At 69.2% G+C, this 17,413-nt stretch carries 15 protein-coding genes; 8 read left to right on the top strand and 7 right to left on the bottom strand.

The window, feature by feature from the left end; genetic code table 11:
* Positions 1 to 76 precede the first annotated feature (76 nt).
* Complete coding sequence (gene cobD, locus KBY67_RS10470; RefSeq protein ID WP_255110971.1) at positions 77 to 1,198, top strand: threonine-phosphate decarboxylase CobD; 1,122 nt, start codon at positions 77 to 79, stop codon at positions 1,196 to 1,198.
* On the opposite strand, the gene KBY67_RS10475 is transcribed toward cobD, so the two are convergent.
* Positions 1,195 to 2,271 carry a glycosyltransferase gene (locus KBY67_RS10475; RefSeq protein WP_255110972.1) on the bottom strand — a complete coding sequence of 359 codons (1,077 nt, stop codon included), beginning with the start codon at positions 2,269 to 2,271 and terminating at the stop codon, positions 1,195 to 1,197. The genes cobD and KBY67_RS10475 overlap by 4 nt on opposite strands.
* A gap of 72 nt (positions 2,272 to 2,343) precedes the next feature.
* On the opposite strand from KBY67_RS10475, the gene KBY67_RS10480 reads away from it, so the two are divergent.
* On the top strand, positions 2,344 to 3,093 hold the full coding sequence (locus tag KBY67_RS10480; protein ID WP_255110973.1) for a hypothetical protein: 750 nt from the start codon (positions 2,344 to 2,346) through the stop codon (positions 3,091 to 3,093).
* Here KBY67_RS10480 and KBY67_RS10485 read toward each other — a convergent pair.
* Positions 3,083 to 3,985: an NAD(P)-dependent oxidoreductase gene (locus tag KBY67_RS10485; protein WP_255110974.1), complete on the bottom strand. Its 903-nt coding sequence runs from the start codon at positions 3,983 to 3,985 to the stop codon at positions 3,083 to 3,085. The genes KBY67_RS10480 and KBY67_RS10485 overlap by 11 nt on opposite strands.
* A gap of 72 nt (positions 3,986 to 4,057) precedes the next feature.
* Here KBY67_RS10485 and KBY67_RS10490 point away from each other — a divergent pair, with 72 nt between their 5' ends.
* A complete protein-coding gene (locus tag KBY67_RS10490; RefSeq protein WP_255110975.1) occupies positions 4,058 to 4,468 on the top strand; it encodes a hypothetical protein in 411 nt (136 codons plus the stop codon).
* Between the two features lie 6 nt (positions 4,469 to 4,474).
* Here KBY67_RS10490 and KBY67_RS10495 read toward each other — a convergent pair whose 3' ends face one another.
* Positions 4,475 to 5,680, bottom strand: a complete 1,206-nt coding sequence (locus KBY67_RS10495) for a phosphoglycerate kinase (RefSeq protein WP_255110976.1) — start codon at positions 5,678 to 5,680, stop codon at positions 4,475 to 4,477.
* Positions 5,681 to 5,816: 136 nt separating this feature from the next.
* Between KBY67_RS10495 and KBY67_RS10500 the strand changes: the two genes are divergently transcribed.
* Genes KBY67_RS10500 through KBY67_RS10510 form a run of 3 tightly spaced genes read left to right on the top strand, consistent with a single transcriptional unit; the run spans position 5,817 to position 8,067 of the window.
* On the top strand, positions 5,817 to 6,200 hold the full coding sequence (locus KBY67_RS10500; protein ID WP_255111001.1) for a universal stress protein: 384 nt from the start codon (positions 5,817 to 5,819) through the stop codon (positions 6,198 to 6,200).
* Positions 6,200 to 7,111: a ribosome biogenesis GTPase YlqF gene (ylqF, locus tag KBY67_RS10505; RefSeq protein WP_255110977.1), complete on the top strand. Its 912-nt coding sequence runs from the start codon at positions 6,200 to 6,202 to the stop codon at positions 7,109 to 7,111. Before KBY67_RS10500 ends, ylqF begins: the two co-directional genes overlap by 1 nt.
* Positions 7,108 to 8,067 carry an RluA family pseudouridine synthase gene (locus KBY67_RS10510; protein ID WP_255110978.1) on the top strand — a complete coding sequence of 320 codons (960 nt, stop codon included), beginning with the start codon at positions 7,108 to 7,110 and terminating at the stop codon, positions 8,065 to 8,067. The genes ylqF and KBY67_RS10510 overlap by 4 nt, the downstream gene beginning before the upstream one ends.
* Positions 8,068 to 8,100: 33 nt before the next feature.
* Here the strand turns inward: KBY67_RS10510 and KBY67_RS10515 are convergent, their stop codons facing one another.
* Both KBY67_RS10515 and KBY67_RS10520 read right to left on the bottom strand, forming a co-directional pair.
* Positions 8,101 to 9,411 (bottom strand): ClC family H(+)/Cl(-) exchange transporter, encoded by a 1,311-nt coding sequence (locus tag KBY67_RS10515; RefSeq protein WP_255110979.1) that lies wholly within the window; start codon positions 9,409 to 9,411, stop codon positions 8,101 to 8,103.
* A gap of 3 nt (positions 9,412 to 9,414) precedes the next feature.
* Positions 9,415 to 11,034: an ABC transporter ATP-binding protein gene (locus tag KBY67_RS10520; RefSeq protein WP_255110980.1), complete on the bottom strand. Its 1,620-nt coding sequence runs from the start codon at positions 11,032 to 11,034 to the stop codon at positions 9,415 to 9,417.
* Between the two features lie 104 nt (positions 11,035 to 11,138).
* On the opposite strand from KBY67_RS10520, the gene KBY67_RS10525 reads away from it, so the two are divergent.
* A complete protein-coding gene (locus tag KBY67_RS10525; RefSeq protein ID WP_255111002.1) occupies positions 11,139 to 13,484 on the top strand; it encodes a bifunctional (p)ppGpp synthetase/guanosine-3',5'-bis(diphosphate) 3'-pyrophosphohydrolase in 2,346 nt (781 codons plus the stop codon).
* Here the strand turns inward: KBY67_RS10525 and KBY67_RS10530 are convergent.
* Together KBY67_RS10530 and KBY67_RS10535 are read right to left on the bottom strand one after the other, a co-directional pair.
* Positions 13,430 to 15,067, bottom strand: coding sequence for a hypothetical protein (locus KBY67_RS10530; protein ID WP_255110981.1), 1,638 nt, complete (start codon positions 15,065 to 15,067; stop codon positions 13,430 to 13,432). The genes KBY67_RS10525 and KBY67_RS10530 overlap by 55 nt on opposite strands.
* 178 nt (positions 15,068 to 15,245) lie before the next feature.
* Positions 15,246 to 16,874, bottom strand: a complete 1,629-nt coding sequence (locus tag KBY67_RS10535; RefSeq protein WP_255110982.1) for a hypothetical protein — start codon at positions 16,872 to 16,874, stop codon at positions 15,246 to 15,248.
* 293 nt (positions 16,875 to 17,167) lie between these two features.
* Between KBY67_RS10535 and KBY67_RS10540 the strand changes: the two genes are divergently transcribed.
* On the top strand, positions 17,168 to 17,353 hold the full coding sequence (locus KBY67_RS10540) for a hypothetical protein (protein ID WP_255110983.1): 186 nt from the start codon (positions 17,168 to 17,170) through the stop codon (positions 17,351 to 17,353).
* The last annotated feature ends 60 nt before the right edge of the window (positions 17,354 to 17,413 follow it).

The following is a 17,413-nucleotide window of genomic DNA, read 5'->3' on the forward strand; positions in this document are numbered from 1 at the left end:
ACCAATGGGTCGTTGCCGGCAGCACCAGCCGCTGGGCTCCTGGCTGGTCCACGCTGGAGGGCCTGCTGGTGCTGGCATGGGCGCTGTCCCTCCGGATCTGCTGTCACCCGAGCGCCATGGCGGCAACCTGGAGGCCGTGGCCCGGAGGCTGGGCTGCCGCCCTGCCGATCTGCTTGATGCCAGCGCCTCCCTGGTGCCCTTCGGCCCTCCGGCCTCCGTGCGGCGGGTGCTGCAGGCCGTGCTGAGCACGCCACCAGGCCGGCCTTCGCCCCTGCGGGATTACCCCGATCGCGAGCAGCTGCGGCTGCGCCGGGCCATTGCCGCCCACCACCAGCTCGATCCGGCCGCCGTGCTGCCCGGCAACGGGGCCGCCGAGCTGTTCACCTGGCTGGCCCGCGATGCGGCCGCTGCGGGCCCCAGCCTGCTGCCCACACCCGGTTTCGCCGACTACCCCCGGGCCCTGGCCTGCTGGGGCGGTGCCTGGAGCGCCTGGCCGCTGGCGTTGCCGCAGCCGGGAACCGTGGCCTGGCCCCAGCCCCTGCCGCCGCCTCCGGCCGGTGCCGACTCGGCCCTCTGGATCACCAATCCCCACAACCCCACGGGCCAGCTCTGGAGTCGCGCCTCGCTGGAGCCCCTACTGGAGCGCTTCGCGCTGGTGATCGTCGATGAGGCCTTCCTGCCCCTGGTGCCCGCTGGGGAGAGTCAGTCGCTGCTGCCGCTGGTGGCCAGCCACTCCCACCTGGTGGTGATCCGCAGCCTCACCAAGCTGCTGGCGATCGCCGGCCTGCGCCTGGGCTATGCCGTGGCCGATCCCGCCCGGCTGCGGCGCTGGGCCGCCTGGCGCGACCCCTGGCCGGTGAATGGTTTGGCGGCCGCGGTGGGGGAGGTGCTGGTGGGCGATCGGCGCTGGCAGGAGCGGGTGCAGCGCTGGGTGGCGGCGGAGGGCCCCTGGCTGCAGCAGCGCCTGCGGCAGCTGCCAGGCCTCACGCCGCTGCCGTCTGCCGCCAACTTTCTGCTGCTGCGCTCAGACCACTCCCTGGTGGACCTGCGCGAGCAGCTGGAGTGCCGCCACCGGGTGCTGCTGCGCGACTGCCGCTCCTTTGAGGGCCTGGGGGAGCGCTGGCTGCGGGTGGCTCTGCAGGACCGGCGCAACAACCGCCGCCTGCTGCGGGCCCTGCGGCAGGAGATCAGCCGCTAGCCAGCCAGCTCGATCAGCAGCTCCGCCAGCCGCTGATCGGCATCACGCACGGCCAGGCGCTCCATGCCCGCCCTCAGGGTGTTCAGGGGGTCGAGGGAGCCGCTGGCACCGCGCAGCCGCGGACCCAGCAGCCGCCACACCGCCTGCTCCAGGGCATGGTGCTCAGGGGCGTGCTGCCACACGATCACGGCGGCCCCCACGGCGGCGGCGGCCTCGGCGTTGGCGTCCTGGTGGTGGTCGGCGGCCTGGGGGAACGGCACCAGGATCGTGGGCGTGCCGCAGACGGCCAGTTCGCTGAGGCTGCCGGCCCCCGCGCGGCTGATGGCCAGCTGGGCGTGCTGCAGCAGGCCCGGCAGTTCGTCGCTGAAGGGCCGCTCGGTGTAACCGGGGACGCGCAGGCTGCCGGCATCGGGATCGCTGCTGCCGGTGAGGTGCACCACGCGGCAGCCGGCGGCCGCCAGCTTCGCCGCCAAGGGCCGCACCATGCGGTTGAGGCCGAGGGCTCCCTGGCTGCCGCCCATCACAAGCACCAGGGGGCCGTCTCCATCGGGCACCCAAGCGGGCAGGGGCGCTGGCCGCAGGAACTCAGCACGCACCGGTGTGCCCGTGACCAGGGGCCGGCACTGGGGCAGCCGCTCCGCCGCCTCCCGCAGCCCCACCGCCACCCGGCTGCAGTGCCGACCGAGCAGGCGGGTGACCCGGCCTGGGATGGCGTTGGATTCATGCAGCACCACCGGCACCCCGCACCAGCGGGCCGCCAGGATCGCCGGCGCGGCGATGTAGCCCCCGGTACTGAACACCAGGTCGATGCCCTCCCGGCGGATCAACTGCCGCACCGCCACGCTGGAGGCGATCAGGCGCAGCAGTTGCCAGAGCTTGCGCAACCCCTTGCCCTGCAGTCCCCCCGCTCGGATGGTGTGCAGGGGGTAGCGGCTGGGCACGAGCTCGCGCTCGAGGCGGTTGGGTACCCCCAGCCACTGCACCTGCCAGCTGTCGGGCAGGGCTTCCGCCACCGCCAGGGCGGGGAACAGATGCCCGCCGGTGCCGCTGGCTGCGATCAGGAGCCTGGACATGGAGCTTCGCTGATGCGCGCGGCGCGCTACCGGGGCGGGCCTAACTTAAAAGGGCCGCCATGGCTGACCCCGATGCCGCAGTCCCGCCCTTTCCTCGCCGCGTTGCTCGCAGCCTCGGTGGTAGCGGCGCTGCCGGCGGCCAAGGCCGCTCCGCCGACTCCGGCCCTACTCCAGAGTCTGGAGGCGGCGCTCAACAGCGGCCAGGCCTCCAGTCTGGCTGCCCTGGTGGAGTCTGGCCCCGGCCTGGATCCCGCCCGTCTGGAGAAGCGCTACAAGATCCTGCGCGACCGCTTCCCGGATGCCCGCTGGCGGGTGAGTCAAGGCACCCCCCTGCGGGATGGCCGCCCCACCGTGGCGATTGCGGTGAGCGGCAGTCGCTCCGAAGGCCCATTCCGCTACAGCCTTCAGGCAGACCAGTTGCTGGCCCTCAGCGCCAACGGCTCGCGGCTGAACGGCCAGGAGTTGATCCGCGAAACCACCACCCTGCGCAGCGGTGAAGCGAACCTGCCGGTGAGCGTGATCATCCCGGACGCGGTGCTCACGGGCCAGCGCTACGACGTGGATGTGGTCTTCGATGAACCGCTCGATGGCGAGGTGGCCGCTGGTGGCATCGCCGCGATCACCCCCGAACAGATCAGCGCCCTGGAAACCCCTGAACTGGAACTGGCGGCCCTCGGCGGAGGCGGCCTGTTCAAATCGGTGCAGGCGCCCCAGCAGCCCGGCAGCCAGACCTGGGCGGTGCTGCTGGTGCACCCCAAGGGCATCATCAGCACCACCAAGCGGGTGCGGGTGGTGGCCGACAAGGCCGCACTCACCCCCTGAGCGGCCCTGCGCCTCGGGCCTGATCCGGGCTGAACCAGCGGGCCAGGGCGGAGACGTCGTCATCGCCGTGGCCGGCGGCGATCAGCGCATCTTCGATTCCGGCCACGCTGGCGCTGATCGGCAGGGCCACTCCCGCGGCGGCGGCGGTCTCCAGGGCGATCGCCAGATCCTTGCGGTGCAAGGCCAGACGGAAGCCGAGCGGGTAGCTGTTCTCGATCATCTGGCCGGCGCGGTGCTGCAGGGCCCAGGAGCTGGCGGCACCGCCTTCAAGGGCGGCGCACACCTCCCGCAGCGGCAGCCCCAGGGCCCTGGCCAGCGCCAGTCCTTCGGCCAGGGCCGCATAACTCCCGGCCACCAGAATCTGGTTGACGGCCTTCACCTGCTGGCCGGATCCCACCGGGCCGAAGTGGCTGATCCGGCTGCCCACCACCTCCAGCAGCGGCCGGGCCCGCTCCAGCTGGTCGCTGGGGCCACCCACCAACAGCGAGAGCGTGCCGGCGCGTGCCCCCTCGGTGCCGCCGGTGACCGGAGCATCGAGATAGCCCACCCCCAGCTCGCCGAGGCGGGCAGCCAGGCGCTGGCTGGTGGCCGCCGCGATGGTGGAGAAGTCGATCACCAGCGAACCTGGGGCCGCGCCCTCGGCCACCCCGCCTGGCGCAAAGAGCACCTGCTCAACGGCGGTGTCATCACTGAGGCAGAGGGCGATCAGCTCAGCTGAGGCCGCCGCTGCCGCCGCTGTGGCGGCCCTGCCTGCCCCTGCGGCCGCCAGCGGTTCCTCTGCCGTCCTTGTGCGGTTATGAACGGTGACGCCAAAGCCCGCCGCCAGCAGCCTCGCTGCCATCGGTGCCCCCAGGGCCCCAAGCCCGAGAAAGGCCACGAAAGAACTGGTCATCAGTTCCGCCCGTTCAGTTGGACCCTGGTGATCCGGCCACGAGAACATGGCTGAGTCTCAAACGTGCCCGTCATGTCATTCCTCCGCAATGCCCAGCTTGCGCTGATCCCACCCGCCGCCGTGGCCCTCGCCATGCTGCTGCAGGTGGGCTCAGGCCAGGCCCAGACCGGCGCTGCCCCCAGCACCCGGCCGGCTCCAGCCCGCATCCAGCTCACCCCCAACCAGGAAAGCGAGCTGTTCAAAGGACAGCGCACCCTCTCCATGCGTGCCCACAGCGACCAGATCGCCATCCTGCAGAAGGGGGAGCGCTGCCTGGGTGAGGCCAAGGACCTCAAGGCCCTCAGCAGCTGCCGCCAGACGGAACGCCTGGCCAGGCGTGAGCTGATGACCCGGACCCGCCAGGAGGCCCAGGCCCTGTATCAACGGCTGGGACTGCCGGCCCCCAAAGGCCGCCGCGGTGATGGCCCGGCCGATCAGATCTGAGTGGCTTCAGGCGTCGTCGAGGGCGGCGACGCCGGGAAGCACCTTGCCCTCCAGCAGCTCGAGGCTGGCACCACCGCCGGTGGAGATGTGGCTCATCTTCTCGGCCACACCCACCTTTTCCACCGCCGCCACTGAATCACCGCCGCCGATGATCGTGCAGCAGCCCTTGCCGCTCAGCTCGGCCAGGGTGTGGGCCACACCGTTGGTACCGGCAGCGAACTTGTCGAATTCGAACACGCCCATCGGGCCGTTCCAGATCACCGTCTTGCAGTCGGCCAGGGCGGCCTGGAAGGCCTTGAGCGAATCCGGACCGATATCAAGGCCCATCCAGCCATCGGGGATGGCCTCGATCGCCGTGATCTGGCTGTTGGCATCGGGGGAGAAGGCGTCGGCCAGCACCACATCGCTCGGCAGCAGCAGCTCAACTCCCTTGGCCTTGGCTTTGGCCTCGAGCTCTCTGGCCAGCTCGAGCTTGTCTTCCTCCACCAGGCTCTTGCCCACCGACAGGCCGCGGGCTTTGTAGAAGGTGAAGATCATGCCGCCGCCGATCAGCACCTTGTCGCACTTGTCGATCAGCGACTCGAGCACGCCGATCTTGCTGCTCACCTTGGAGCCGCCCACGATCGCCGCCAAGGGGCGCTTGGGCTCATCGATGGCGCCCTGCAGGTACTGCAGTTCCTTCTCCATCAGGTGACCGGCGACATTGGGATTGAGGTATTCGGTCACGCCTTCGGTGGAGGCATGGGCCCGGTGGGCGGCGCCGAAAGCGTCGTTCACATATACCTCGGCCAGAGCCGCCAGCTTTTTGGCGAATTCGGTGTCGTTCTTTTCCTCCTCGGCGAAGAAGCGCACGTTCTCCAGCAGCACCACATCCCCGTCGGCCATGGCCGCCACCTTGGCCTCGGCGTCGGGGCCGATGCAGCTGTCGGTTTTCACGACCGGCTTGCCCAGAAGCTCACTCAGACGGGCGGCCACCGGAGTGAGGCGCATCGCTTCGTTCACTTCGCCCTTGGGCCGGCCGAAGTGGGCGGCGAGGATCACCTTGGCGCCCTTGGCGCTGAGGTCGTTGATGGTGGGCAGGGCCGCGCGGATGCGGGTGTCGTCGCTGATGGCGCCGCTGTCTTCAAGAGGTACGTTGAAGTCGACCCGGACCAGAACACGCTTGCCCTGCAGATCGGCAGCGGACAGACTGGTCAGGGATCGCTTCGCCATGGGGTTCGAGGAGATTGAGGATGGGAGAGATTAACCCGCAGCCTTCAGCCCCAGGCCCTGGAGGGCGCTAGGACAAGCGGGGCGGCGCGTTCTGTGCAACCCCCGCGCCGCGATGGCGACCACTGGATGGCGACCCATGTTCAACACTGTTCTGTTTCCGATCGACCAGAGCCGCCAGACCATGGACACGGCGGCCGTTGCCCTGAAGCTGGCCCAGCAGCACGGCAGCCGCCTGGTGGTGCTCTCCGTGGTGGAGGCCGAAGAGGGCGTGATGCACGATGCCGCCGCCGTGGCGCGGCTGCTGGAGCAGGCCCGCGGCCATTTCGAGCAGGCCGGTGTGGCCTGTGAGGTGATCGAGCGGGAGGGGCGGCCCGCCTTTGTGATCGGTGATGTGGCCGATGAGATCAATGCCGACCTGATCGTGATGGGCACCCGTGGCCTGTCCATGGAGGCCGATCAGCCCAGCACCGCCTCGCGGGTGATCCAGCTGGCCCCCTGCCCCGTGCTGGTGGTGCCTTGATGGAAGGGATCGCCACGCCCGCCGCGGAGGGCCTCAGCCTGTCGGCCCCCGCGATCCAGTGGTATCCGGGGCACATCGCCAAGGCGGAACGGCAGCTGTTCACCCAGCTGGCCAAAGTGGATCTGGTGATCGAGGTGCGCGATGCCCGCATCCCCCGGGCCACCGGTCACCCCCGCCTGCAGCGCTGGATGAAGGCCAAGCCGCGCCTGCTGGTGATCAACCGCCGCGACATGATCAACGAAGCGGCGCGTCAGGCCTGGGACCACTGGCTTCGCGAGCGCGGTGAGACCCCCTGGTGGTGCGACGCCAAGGTGGGCACGGGCGTGAAGCAGCTGCAGGAGGCGGCAATCCGCGCCGGGGGGCAACTCAACTCCCGCCGGGCGGGTCGGGGCATGCGACCGCGGCCGGTGCGCGCCCTGATGCTCGGCTTCCCCAACGTGGGTAAATCAGCCCTGATCAACCGCCTCGTGCGCCAGAAGGTGGTGGACAGCGCCCGCCGCGCCGGGGTCACCCGCACCCTGCGTTGGGTGCGCCTGGGCCAGGAGCTGGATCTGCTCGATGCCCCTGGGGTGCTGCCGCCACGGCTCGATGACCAGCGCGCCGCCCTGCTGCTGGCCCTCTGCGACGACATCGGCCAGGCCGCCTACGACGGCGAGGCCGTGGCCGTGGCGTTCCTGCGTCTGCTGGAGTCCCTGGAGCAGCACCCGGCGGCGGGCATCTCCTCCGGCGGCGTGCTGGGGCGCTACGGCGTGCCGGTGCCCTCGCCCATGGACGGCTGGACCTGGCTGGAGGCCGCCGCCGCCCGCCACACCAGCGGCGACACCGCCCGCATGGCCCAGCGCCTCCTCGATGATTTCCGCCGCTCGCTCCTCGGTTCGATCGCCCTGGAGCTGCCCCCTGATCCGGCATGACGGGCTTCGGTGAAGGCGTGGGCGAGTTGCTGACGCTCCAGTACCCGAAGCCGCTGCCGATGCGGCTCGATCGCTGGCTGGTGGCCCAGCGGCCGGAGCAGAGCCGGGCCCGGATCCAGAAGTTCATCGACGCCGGCTACGTGCGCGTCAATGGCGTCACCGGCCGGGCCAAAACTCCCCTGCGCCTCCACGACGAGGTGCAGCTGTGGATGCCGCCGCCTGAGCCGCTGCCCTACCTGCTGCCCCAGCCGATCCCGCTGGATGTGCTCTATGAGGACGCCCACCTGATCGTGCTCAACAAGCCGGCCGGCCTCACGGTGCATCCGGCACCGGGCAACCGCGACGGCACGCTGGTGAACGGCCTGCTGCACCACTGCCCCGATCTGCCTGGAATCGGCGGTGAGATGCGCCCCGGCATCGTCCACCGCCTCGACAAGGACACCACCGGCTGCATTGTGGTCGCCAAGAGCCAGGAGGCCCTGGTGCGGCTGCAGGTGCAGATCCAGAAGCGGGTGGCTTCCAGGGAGTATCTGGCGGTGGTGCACGGGGCGCCTACGGCCTCCAGCGGCACGATCGTGGGGGCCATCGGCCGCCATCCCGCTGATCGCAAGAAGTACGCCGTGGTGGCCGAGGAGAAGGGTCGCTTCGCCTGCACCCACTGGACCCTGATCGAGCGCCTCGGCGACTACTCGCTGCTGCGCTTCCGCCTCGACACCGGCCGCACCCATCAGATCCGCGTCCACTGCGCCCACATCGGCCATCCGATCGTGGGTGATGTCACCTACAGCCGCTGCCGCAAGTTGCCGCTGGAGCTGCCGGGTCAGGCCCTGCATGCGGTGGCCCTGGGCCTTGATCATCCGATCAGCGGCGAGCGGCTGGCCTTCGAGGCGCCGCTGCCACCGGTGTTCGACGCCCTGCTCACCGTCCTGCGCCAGCGCTTCAGCCCAGCCAGCTGATTCCCGCTGAGGCCAGCCGGGTCCCGGGTGGCCTCAGCGGGAGCCCGGGTTGGCTTCTGCGAGCATCACATCGAAGAGGGTGAGACGCTCGAGCTGGTCGGCCACGGCGATGGCGGTGAGCACCGCGAAGCCGATCGGCAGCAGCAGCGCGTAGTTCTTGCTCAGCTCGAAGGTGAGCAGGATGGCCGTCAGCGGGGTGCGCGTGAGGGCCCCCAGGAAGGCGCCGCCGCCGGCGAAGAGCAAGGTGGCCGGGGCATAGGAGAACAGCAGCAGGCAGAGCTGCTGCACCAGCGTGCCCAGGGAGGCTCCCACCACCAGCGCCGGTGCCAGAAAGCCGCCCGGGGCCTCTGCCGCCACGGCCACGGCCGTCCCGATCCCCTGAACCCCCAGGGCCAGCAGGGCGGTGGAGGAGGTGCTCAACCCCAGCAGGGCGTCGAAGTCGAGGCGGTCGGGGTTGTCGAAGCTGCCGGGCAAGAGCGACCAGCCCATGCCGATCACCAGACCCACCAGCGGCAGCAGCTGCCAGGCCTCCAGCCTCAGGGGCCTCAGGGCCAGGCGCAGCCGCAGGATCCCCCGCTGGTACAGCACCGCCAGGCCACCGGCCAGCACCCCCAGCAGCAGCAGGATCGGCACATCCACCAGGCGGAACTCCTCGACGCCGCTGGGATAGGGAATGACCGGCAGCAGTTCCCGCAGCCAGGCCGGTCCCACCGGAGCCGCCGACAGCAGGCGGGTCCAGGCGATGGTGGCGAAGCTGGCGAAGGCCGCGATGGCGTTGGTGCGCACGTCGGAGCGCTTGAGCAACTCCTCGATCGTGTACATCACGCCGCCGAGGGGGGAGTGGAACACGGCCGCCAGGCCGGCGCCACTGCCGATGGCCACCGCCACCTGTTGCTGCCGGTTGTTGGCTGAGAGCTGATCGGCGGATTCCTTGGCCAAAGAAGCCCCGATCTGAATCGATGGCCCTTCCGGCCCCACCGGGATGCCGCCGCCGATCGCCAAGCCACTGGCCAGCAGTTTCACCACCGCCACCCGCCAGCCCATGGGCACCGGCACCCCCTGGAGCCAGAGCATCACCTGCACGATCCCCGACCCCTTGGCTCCAGGCTCCACACCGCTGATCAGGGCTCCGGCGATGCCGCCCCCCAGGACGCCCATCAGCGGCAGCACGAACCAGCGGGGCAGGTGGCTGGCCAGCTGCAGGCGCAGGGCATTGACCGCCTGGATCTCCAGTCCGTAGATCCAGATCGCCACGGCCACGCCGATGCCGATCGTGTTGGCCAGCAGGAAGAGCATCAGCAGGCCCGGGATCTTGCGCCCTGGGGTTGGTCGCACGACGGGCATGGCTCAGGCGGGTGCTGGCAACCGTGGGCAGGCCTCCACCAGCTGGCGGGTGATCGGGGCCTGGGGATGCTCGAGCATCGGCCCGGCGGGTCCCTCCTCCACGATCCGCCCCCCGTCGAGCACGATCAGCCGCTGGCAGAAGCCGCTGGCCACCGCCAGGTCGTGGGTCACGAAGATCAGCCCCAGCCCCAGGCGGCTCTGCAGCTGCCGCAGCAGGCCCAGCACCTCCGCCTGCACTTCGGCGTCGAGCATGCTCACGCTCTCATCGCAGAGCAGCACCTTCGGCTCCAGAACCAGGGCGCGGGCGATGGCCACCCGTTGCTGCTGGCCGCCGGAGAGCTGGCGCGGCAGGCGGTTTTCGAAGAGCTCCGGAGGCTCCAGCCCCACAGTGGCCAGCCCCTCACGGGCCCTGGCGCGGGCTTCTGCGCGGCTGGCCAGGCCATGGATCAGCAGGGGGTCCGCCACCGCTTCCCCCACCGTCATGCTCGGATTGAGGCAGGCCAGCGGATCCTGGAACACCATCTGCAGGTGACGGCGGGCCCGGGCCCGCTCCGCCCCACCCATCCGCAGCAGGTCACGGCCCTCCAGGCGCACGCGGCCGCCCCGCACGGGCGTCAGGCCCATCAGGGCGCGGCAGAGGGTGCTCTTGCCGCAGCCCGACGCACCCACCACCCCGAGGGTTTCGCCCGGCCCCAGGCGCAGGCTCACCCCATCGACGGCCTTGAGCCAGCGCTGCCGCCAGGGCGGTGAAGGCAGTGGATGCCAGCAGCGCAGTTCCTCCAGCTCCAGCAGAGGCGCCGCTTCGCTGCCGCCGGGGGTGTGGCTGCCCTCACGGGCACGGGCCGCCGCCACCAGCCGCTGGCTAAGCGGTGATTGCGGAGCCCTCAGCAGGCTGATGGCCGGGGCCTCCTCCACCACCTGCCCGTGGTCGAGCACGGCGATCCGCTGGCACCAGCGCCCGGCCATGGCCAGGTCGTGGCTGATCAGCAGCAGGGCACTGCCGCTCTCTCGGCAGAGGTCGGTGAGCTCGGCCATCACCTGGGCCGCCACGGCCACATCCAGGCTGGTGGTGGGTTCATCGGCGATCACCAGCGCCGGCTCCAGGGCCATGGCCATGGCGATCGCCAGCCGCTGGCGCATGCCGCCGCTGAATTCATGGGGATAGCTGCCGTAGCGATCCGGGCCGATGCCCACCCGCGTCAGCAGCTGCTGGGCCCGCTGGCGCACCTGGGCCCGCTTCCAGCCGGGGCGATGGGCCGAGAGGGTGTCGCTGAGGTGCTCACCGATGCGCAGCAGCGGGTTCAGCCGTGTCATCGGGTCCTGGAACACCAGCCCTACGGCCTCCCCCCGCAGCCGGCGCAGGGCCGGACGCTTCAGGCTGCGGGGGTCTTCGCCCGCCAGCCGCAGGCGTCCGCTGCAGCGACTGCCGGGGGGCAGCAACTGCAGCACCGCCCGCGCCACCGTGCTCTTGCCGCAACCGGACGGCCCCACCAGGGCGAGGGTGTCCCCGGGGCCGAGGCGCAGGTTGAGGCCATCCAGCGTGGGGGCCCCGCTGGCCCCGGGATAGCTCACGACCAGGTCGCTGATCTCCAGTACCGGCTCGGCGGCACCCTTGTCGGCCATGGGACGCGGCGGATCAAGTCGTTCCGCCCCACCATGGGCTATAGCGACGGCGACCGTGGTTTTGTTGCGTGATCTGCATACGATGGGTGCAGCAGCGTCTGGTGATGCTCGATACCGCCGTTGGAATCAGGGACAACGTTGCGGGCGAGAGCCTGGGGGCCGGGCTGGTGGTGGACCCAACCCCGCCCCCATCCCTGAGACGGCGACCGATCCGCTCCCCCGACGACTACGGGGTGAAGCTGCCTGAGTGGCTCAGGATCTGCATCAGCCACGTGCCCCCCGGCGCCGGCGAGAGCTGCCCCACCGACCCCGAAGCCCTGCTGGCGGCGGCGTTTGATTTTGCCTTCCAGCTCCACGACGGCCAGGTCAGGGCCACCGGCGAGCCGTACATCATTCATCCGATTGCCGTCGCTGATCTGCTCCGCGACATCGGTGCCAGCGCCGGGGTGATCGCTGCCGGTTTCCTCCACGACGTGGTCGAGGACACCGATGTCAGCGCCGAGGACCTGGAGGTGCATTTCGGTGCCGAGGTGAGGGCGCTGGTGGAGGGGGTCACCAAGCTGGGGGGCATCCACTTCACCAACCACACCGAAGCCCAGGCGGAGAACCTGCGGCGGATGTTCCTGGCCATGGCCAGCGACATCCGTGTGGTGTTGGTGAAGCTGGCCGACCGGCTGCACAACATGCGTACCCTCGGGGCCCTCAAGCCCGAGAAGCAGCAGCGGATCGCCCGTGAAACCCGCGAGATTTACGCCCCCCTCGCCAATCGGCTCGGCATCGGCCGCTTCAAGTGGGAACTCGAAGACCTCGCCTTCAAGATCCTCGAGCCCGAGGCCTACGGCGAGATCAAGCAGCAGGTGGCCAGTAAGCGCAGCGACCGTGAGGAGCGGCTGGCCGCCACGGTGGCCCTGCTGATGCAACGGCTTCAGGGCGCTGGCCTGCACGACTGTGAGGTGACCGGCCGGCCGAAGCATCTTTATGGCATCTGGAGCAAGATGCAGATGCAGCAGAAGGCCTTCCACGAGATCTTCGATGTGGCGGCCCTGCGCATCCTGACGCCCAACCTCGAGGGCTGTTATCGCGCCCTGGCGGTGGTTCACGACACCTTCCGCCCCATCCCTGGCCGCTTCAAGGACTACATCGGTCTGCCCAAACCCAACGGCTACCAGTCGTTGCATACAGCCGTGATCGGCCGCCATCGGCCCATCGAGGTACAGATCCGCACCACCGAGATGCACCAGGTGGCGGAGTACGGCATCGCCGCCCACTGGAGGTACAAGGAGGGGGGCTCCCCCGCCTCGGTCGGTGCCGCCGATCGCTTCAACTGGCTGCGCCAGCTGGTTGATTGGCAGCAGGATGATGGTGGTGAGGACAGTAGTGACTACCTTGCCTCGATCAAAGAAGACCTCTTCGATGAGGAGGTCTTCGTGTTCACGCCCCAGGGGGATGTGCTGGGGTTGCGCAAGGGTTCCACCGCCGTGGATTTTGCCTTTCGCATCCACTCGGAGGTGGGCAACCACTGCCAGGGCGTGCGCATCAACGACCGCCTCTGCCCGTTGGCCACGCCGCTGCGCAACGGCGATTTCGTGCAGATCATCACGGCGAAGTCGGCCCATCCGAGCCTCGACTGGCTCAACTTCGTGGCGACACCCACCGCCCGCAACCGCATCCGGCAGTGGTACAAACGCAGCCACCGTCAGGAGAACATCCAGCGCGGCACCGCCATGCTTGAGCGGGAGCTGGGGCGCGAGGGATTGGATGCCCTGCTCAATGGCGAGGCCATTGCCAAGGTGGCCCGGCGTTGCAATCTGGTGGGCACCGAGGATCTGCTGGCGGCCCTCGGCTTCGGTGGCGTCACCCTGCAGCAGGTGATCAACCGTCTGCGCGAGGAGGTTCGTCTCAGCACCGCTGCAGCGGCTCCAGTGCTCAGCAACGAAGACCTGGCCCGCAGCGTTTCGGATCAGCCGATGCTGCCCCTGCCGTCTGCAGCGGGGACCGGCAGCAGCCCGATCCTGGGGCTCGAGGGCCTGGAGTATCGGCTTGGGGGCTGCTGCTGCCCCCTCCCCGGTGAGGCGATCGTGGGCAGCGTCGCCCTGGGCAACCACGGCATCACCATTCACCGCCAGGACTGCAGCAATGTGGCCACCGTGCCGGTGGAGCGCCGGTTGCCGGTGCGCTGGAATCCGGCGGCCGACCAGCAGCGTCGGCGCTATCCGGTGCAGATCCGCATCGAGGTGCTCGATCGTGTCGGTGTGCTCAAGGACATCCTCACGCGCCTCTCCGACGGCCGCATCAATGTCAGTGACGCCCGGGTGCGCACGGCCTACGGCAAACCCGCCCGCATCGACCTCAAGGTGGAGCTCGCCAGTGCCATCCAGCTGGTCACCACCATGGATCAGATCCGCTCGATGGCCGATGTGCTCGACCTCTGCCGCACCGGCATCGGCTGATCAGGGGTGTCTGCCGCGGATCTGGGTTGCCGTTCAAACAGCTTGTAGTCCTCCCCGCTCAGGCCGACCCTGGCGGTGATTTCTGTCCAGCGCGACGTACTGGTGGCCAGGCAGTGCCTCAGAAAGCTCTCCGAATGGCGCCCGCCGCGGTCGGTGTCCTTCCAGACGATCGTGTGATTCCCGGCAGCGACGAGTTGGTCGCAAGCCTGAGCGTCGGTGATGGCGAGGCCCAGGCGGCGGGTGGCCCAGGAGGCGCTCAGGCCATAGGGCTCCAGGCTCCAGCTGGGATGAACGCCGACTGTGGAGGCGTCCTGGTGAAGTTGCCAGTGCAGTGAGAAGTCCTGGGGGGAGATGAATCCTCGCCGGTCCGGCGTCTGCGCTGCCAGGTGGTTCCGCACCAGGCTCCATTCGCCCGCAAGCCGGGCGGTGGCGGCCAGCCTGCTGCTGCGCTGGCCCGCGGCCGAGGGCGACCAGATTTCAGCGCTCACGATGTTGTAGGCCAGGATCAGCGAGAGCACCAGAACGATTCCCGCAGAGAAAGCCTGGCTGCGTGCCTGCCGTTGCTGGGCATCGAGCAGGCCGATGCCGCTGACGATCAACAGCGTGTAAGGAAGCACGCTCATCAGGTCGTAGTGCCCCCAGTAATGGGTGTGCTCGAACGAGATCGCCAGTCCCAGCAGATACAGCGTGGCCAGCAGCGGCAGCAGCAGAAGGCGGCCGCCGCTGCCGTGGCCCTTCACCCGGCGCACCCAGCCGGCGAGGCCCAGCAGGGGCAGGATCATCAGGATCCAGACCTCAATGCCGGCGATGCCCACCACCGACATCTGACGCAGGAAGTGGAGCGTCGTGCCCTGGTCCTGCATCGCCTGGCCGCTCCACTCCAGCAGGACTGCGACCGCTCCGGCCCAGACCCTGGCCGGGCCATCGGGAACGAACGCGTAGGGGCCGAAGGTCAGCAGGGCACCGAGCAGTCCGCCACCGGCCATGGCCAGGCACTCCATGACCAGGGCGTCAGTGGCCAGGCCGTTGCGCCGGCCACTGACGAATCGCCACAGCTGGCCGGCCAGGGTGGTGAGCAGGAGCGGAACGATCAGGTTGGGGCGAACGGCGGCCGCCAGGAAGAGCCAGAACCCGGCCGCCACCAGCCAGCCTCGGGCCGCTCTCGGCGGCGTCCGCTGATCCGCACGGCGGGCCAACTCGCGGCTGAGGCAGGCGAGGGCGAGCACCAGAAACGTGTTGGCGTAGTGATGGATGTGGCCGGAGAGACCGCCGACCAGTTTCTGGCTCAGCAGGAGATAGAGCGCAGCGGCCACCCAGGGCAGGGGGAACCGCGGCGCCGCGGCGATCCAGCCGCTGCGCCCGAGGCTTGCGACGCTGCGGGCCAGCACCAGTGCCGTGGCGGCATTGAGCAGGAACACGAGCATCCGGTGCGAGCGGATCGAACCCAGCAGGGCGGATGGAACGAAGAGATACTGAACGATCGGCCACTTCGAATCGAAGTGCTCGGTGTAGAGAAGGCTGCCTTGCGTTAACTTCCAGCCGAGAAAGAAGAACGTGTCGATATCAATGTCATAGCTCCCCACGCTGCTGGGAGCATTCCAGACCCGCAGGCCAAGCCCGACCAGAATCAGTAGCCAGGTGATGGCCAGTAGCCCCAGCCATCGGCCATGCGATCTCTGGATGGGTGGGCTCAGAGTGATGGCCTGCGTCTGCGCTGCATGTTGGTCGATCAGCGAAGCTCCGGACACGCTGGGAATCGGCTCAAGGCAGAGGGGCCGCAAACGGAGTGATGCCGCCCTCGCGGCGAAACAGCTTGAACTCACCGGTGCGCAGCCCCAGCTTCCCGCTGATCTCCTGCCAGCGAGCCATGTCCTGCTTCAGACACTGCTGCAGAAAAGCCTCAGTATTGGGGCCGTCGGGGTCGGTGCGGGTCCAGACCAGGTGGTGGTTGGCGCTCTGCAGCAGCTGCTCACAGATCTGGGTCTGACCTACCGGCAGGCCGATGGTGCGGGTGGCCCACGACGCCCTCAGTCCCTGGGGGTTGAGGCTCCAGCTGGGGCCGATGCCCACGGTGGTGGCCGGCACCCGCAGTTGCCATTGCAGGGCGGGGTCCTGGGGCGCCGTGAAACCCCGCTCCGCTGCGGGCAGGCCGCTGAAGTAGCGGCGCAGCTCGGCGCGGTCCTGCTCCAGGGCCCGCACCAGCTTCGCTGGCCGCGACGGTGAGCCGAACACCTCGGCGATGGCGATGTTGTTGAACAGGATCAGCGAGAGGATCAAGCTGCCGCTGAAGGCAGCGATGCGCAGCGATCGGCGACTGCTCCGCTCCAGCTCGGCCATCCCCGCAGCCATGACCAGCACCAGAGGAACGACGATCAACTGGCCGTCCTGGCCGTTGAAATCGCTGCGCTGGAACGACCAGACCAGCTCCAGCAGAAACAGGATGGCGAGGCCGGGCACCAGCAACAGCCGCTCCTGAGGCCGCGGCTCGCTCCTCCAGGCACGCCTGGCGATCAGCAGCAGGCCAGCGCTCGGCATCAGGGCCAGGCTCCAGATGGGCAGACCCGCCAGGGGCATGCGGGCCAGCTCGCTGAACAGGTTGCCCACGTTCTCTCCCCACCAGGCCTGCTGGCTGGCCCATTCCAGCGGCAGGGCCACCGCTCCCGCAAAGAAGAGGGCGAGCCCATCGGCCACAACCAGATAAGGAACGATCATCAGGGCACAGCCCAGGGCGACTCCAGTGATCAGGGCCCTGGCAATAACGGCGGGGTGACGGTGGTGCACCAGCACCAGGGCGGCCACCAGGGTGAGGGGATAGATCAGGGTGAAGAAACAGGCCACCGCCAGCAGGGCACAGCTGCCGGTGGCCACCAGCTGCCGCCAGCGAGAGCGGCTGCTGAGCGAGCCCTCTCCAGCTGCGGCCAGGCTGAGCTGGTTGAGGCCAAGGGCCAGAAAGAAGTTGGCGAACTGGTGCAGGCTGCCGGCGAGGCCGCCAGGGAGCTTCTGGGCCAGCACCACCAGCAGCACCCCACTGGCCAGCGGCACGAGCGAGCGGGGCTTCAGGGGAATGAGGCCAGCCGCTGAACAATTGCGAACTGCCCGGGCCATCAGCAGGCCCGCCAACAGGTCGAGGCCCAGCACCAGCAGGCGATGGACCCGGATCGATCCGAGCCAGGCCGACGGGATGTACAGCCACTGGGCAATCGGCCATTGGCGCAGGTAGCTGTCCTGGTACAGCAGGGTCCCGCGCAGGCCCCGTTGGGCGAGAACCAGCAGCGAATCGATTTCGCCGTCGTAGCTGCCGGCGATCGTGCTGGCTCGCCAGACACGAACCGCCAGGCCAATCAGGGTGAGCCACCACAGCCCGGTCAGCACGATGCGTGGTCGGGTCAAGTGCTGGAGGTGATCCAGATCGCAGTCTGCCTGCCCTCGCGCCCCGTTTCTAGGGTGTGACCAACCAAGGGCTTCCGAGTGTTGCACCAGCGTCCCACTCGATCCGGCCACCAGCCATCGCTGATCAGGATCTGGGCGCCCATCGATGAGCGCGACGACTGGCAGCCTCAGCACGACTGGCTGGACCGGTGCGGATCCAGCCACAGCACTGGATCCGGGTGCTCGGCGCTACAGCTTCCCCAGAAGGAATCTGTCTGAATTCATCCACCGAATTTCTGCTGGCATGTGTGGCCATGACCTCCGAACAAGCCGCCCAACTGATTGACGACACCCTGGATCTGGTGCATCAACGGCTTCAGGCCCTTGATGCAGTCCAGAAGCGCAGTGAGCACAAGGCTCTGGCGGATGAGTTCCGTGAGTGGCGCCAGCCCAGCGGCGGTCACATCGATCTGATGCTCTGCCCTGGCTTCGGCGGCTGACGCTCCAGCCAGCGCCAGTTGATCTTCCCCAGCACGGTGGAGCTGAGTACACCGACGATG

Source organism: Synechococcus sp. RedBA-s, assembly GCF_024345495.1.
In the GTDB taxonomy this organism is placed as follows: Bacteria; Cyanobacteriota; Cyanobacteriia; order PCC-6307; family Cyanobiaceae; genus Regnicoccus_A.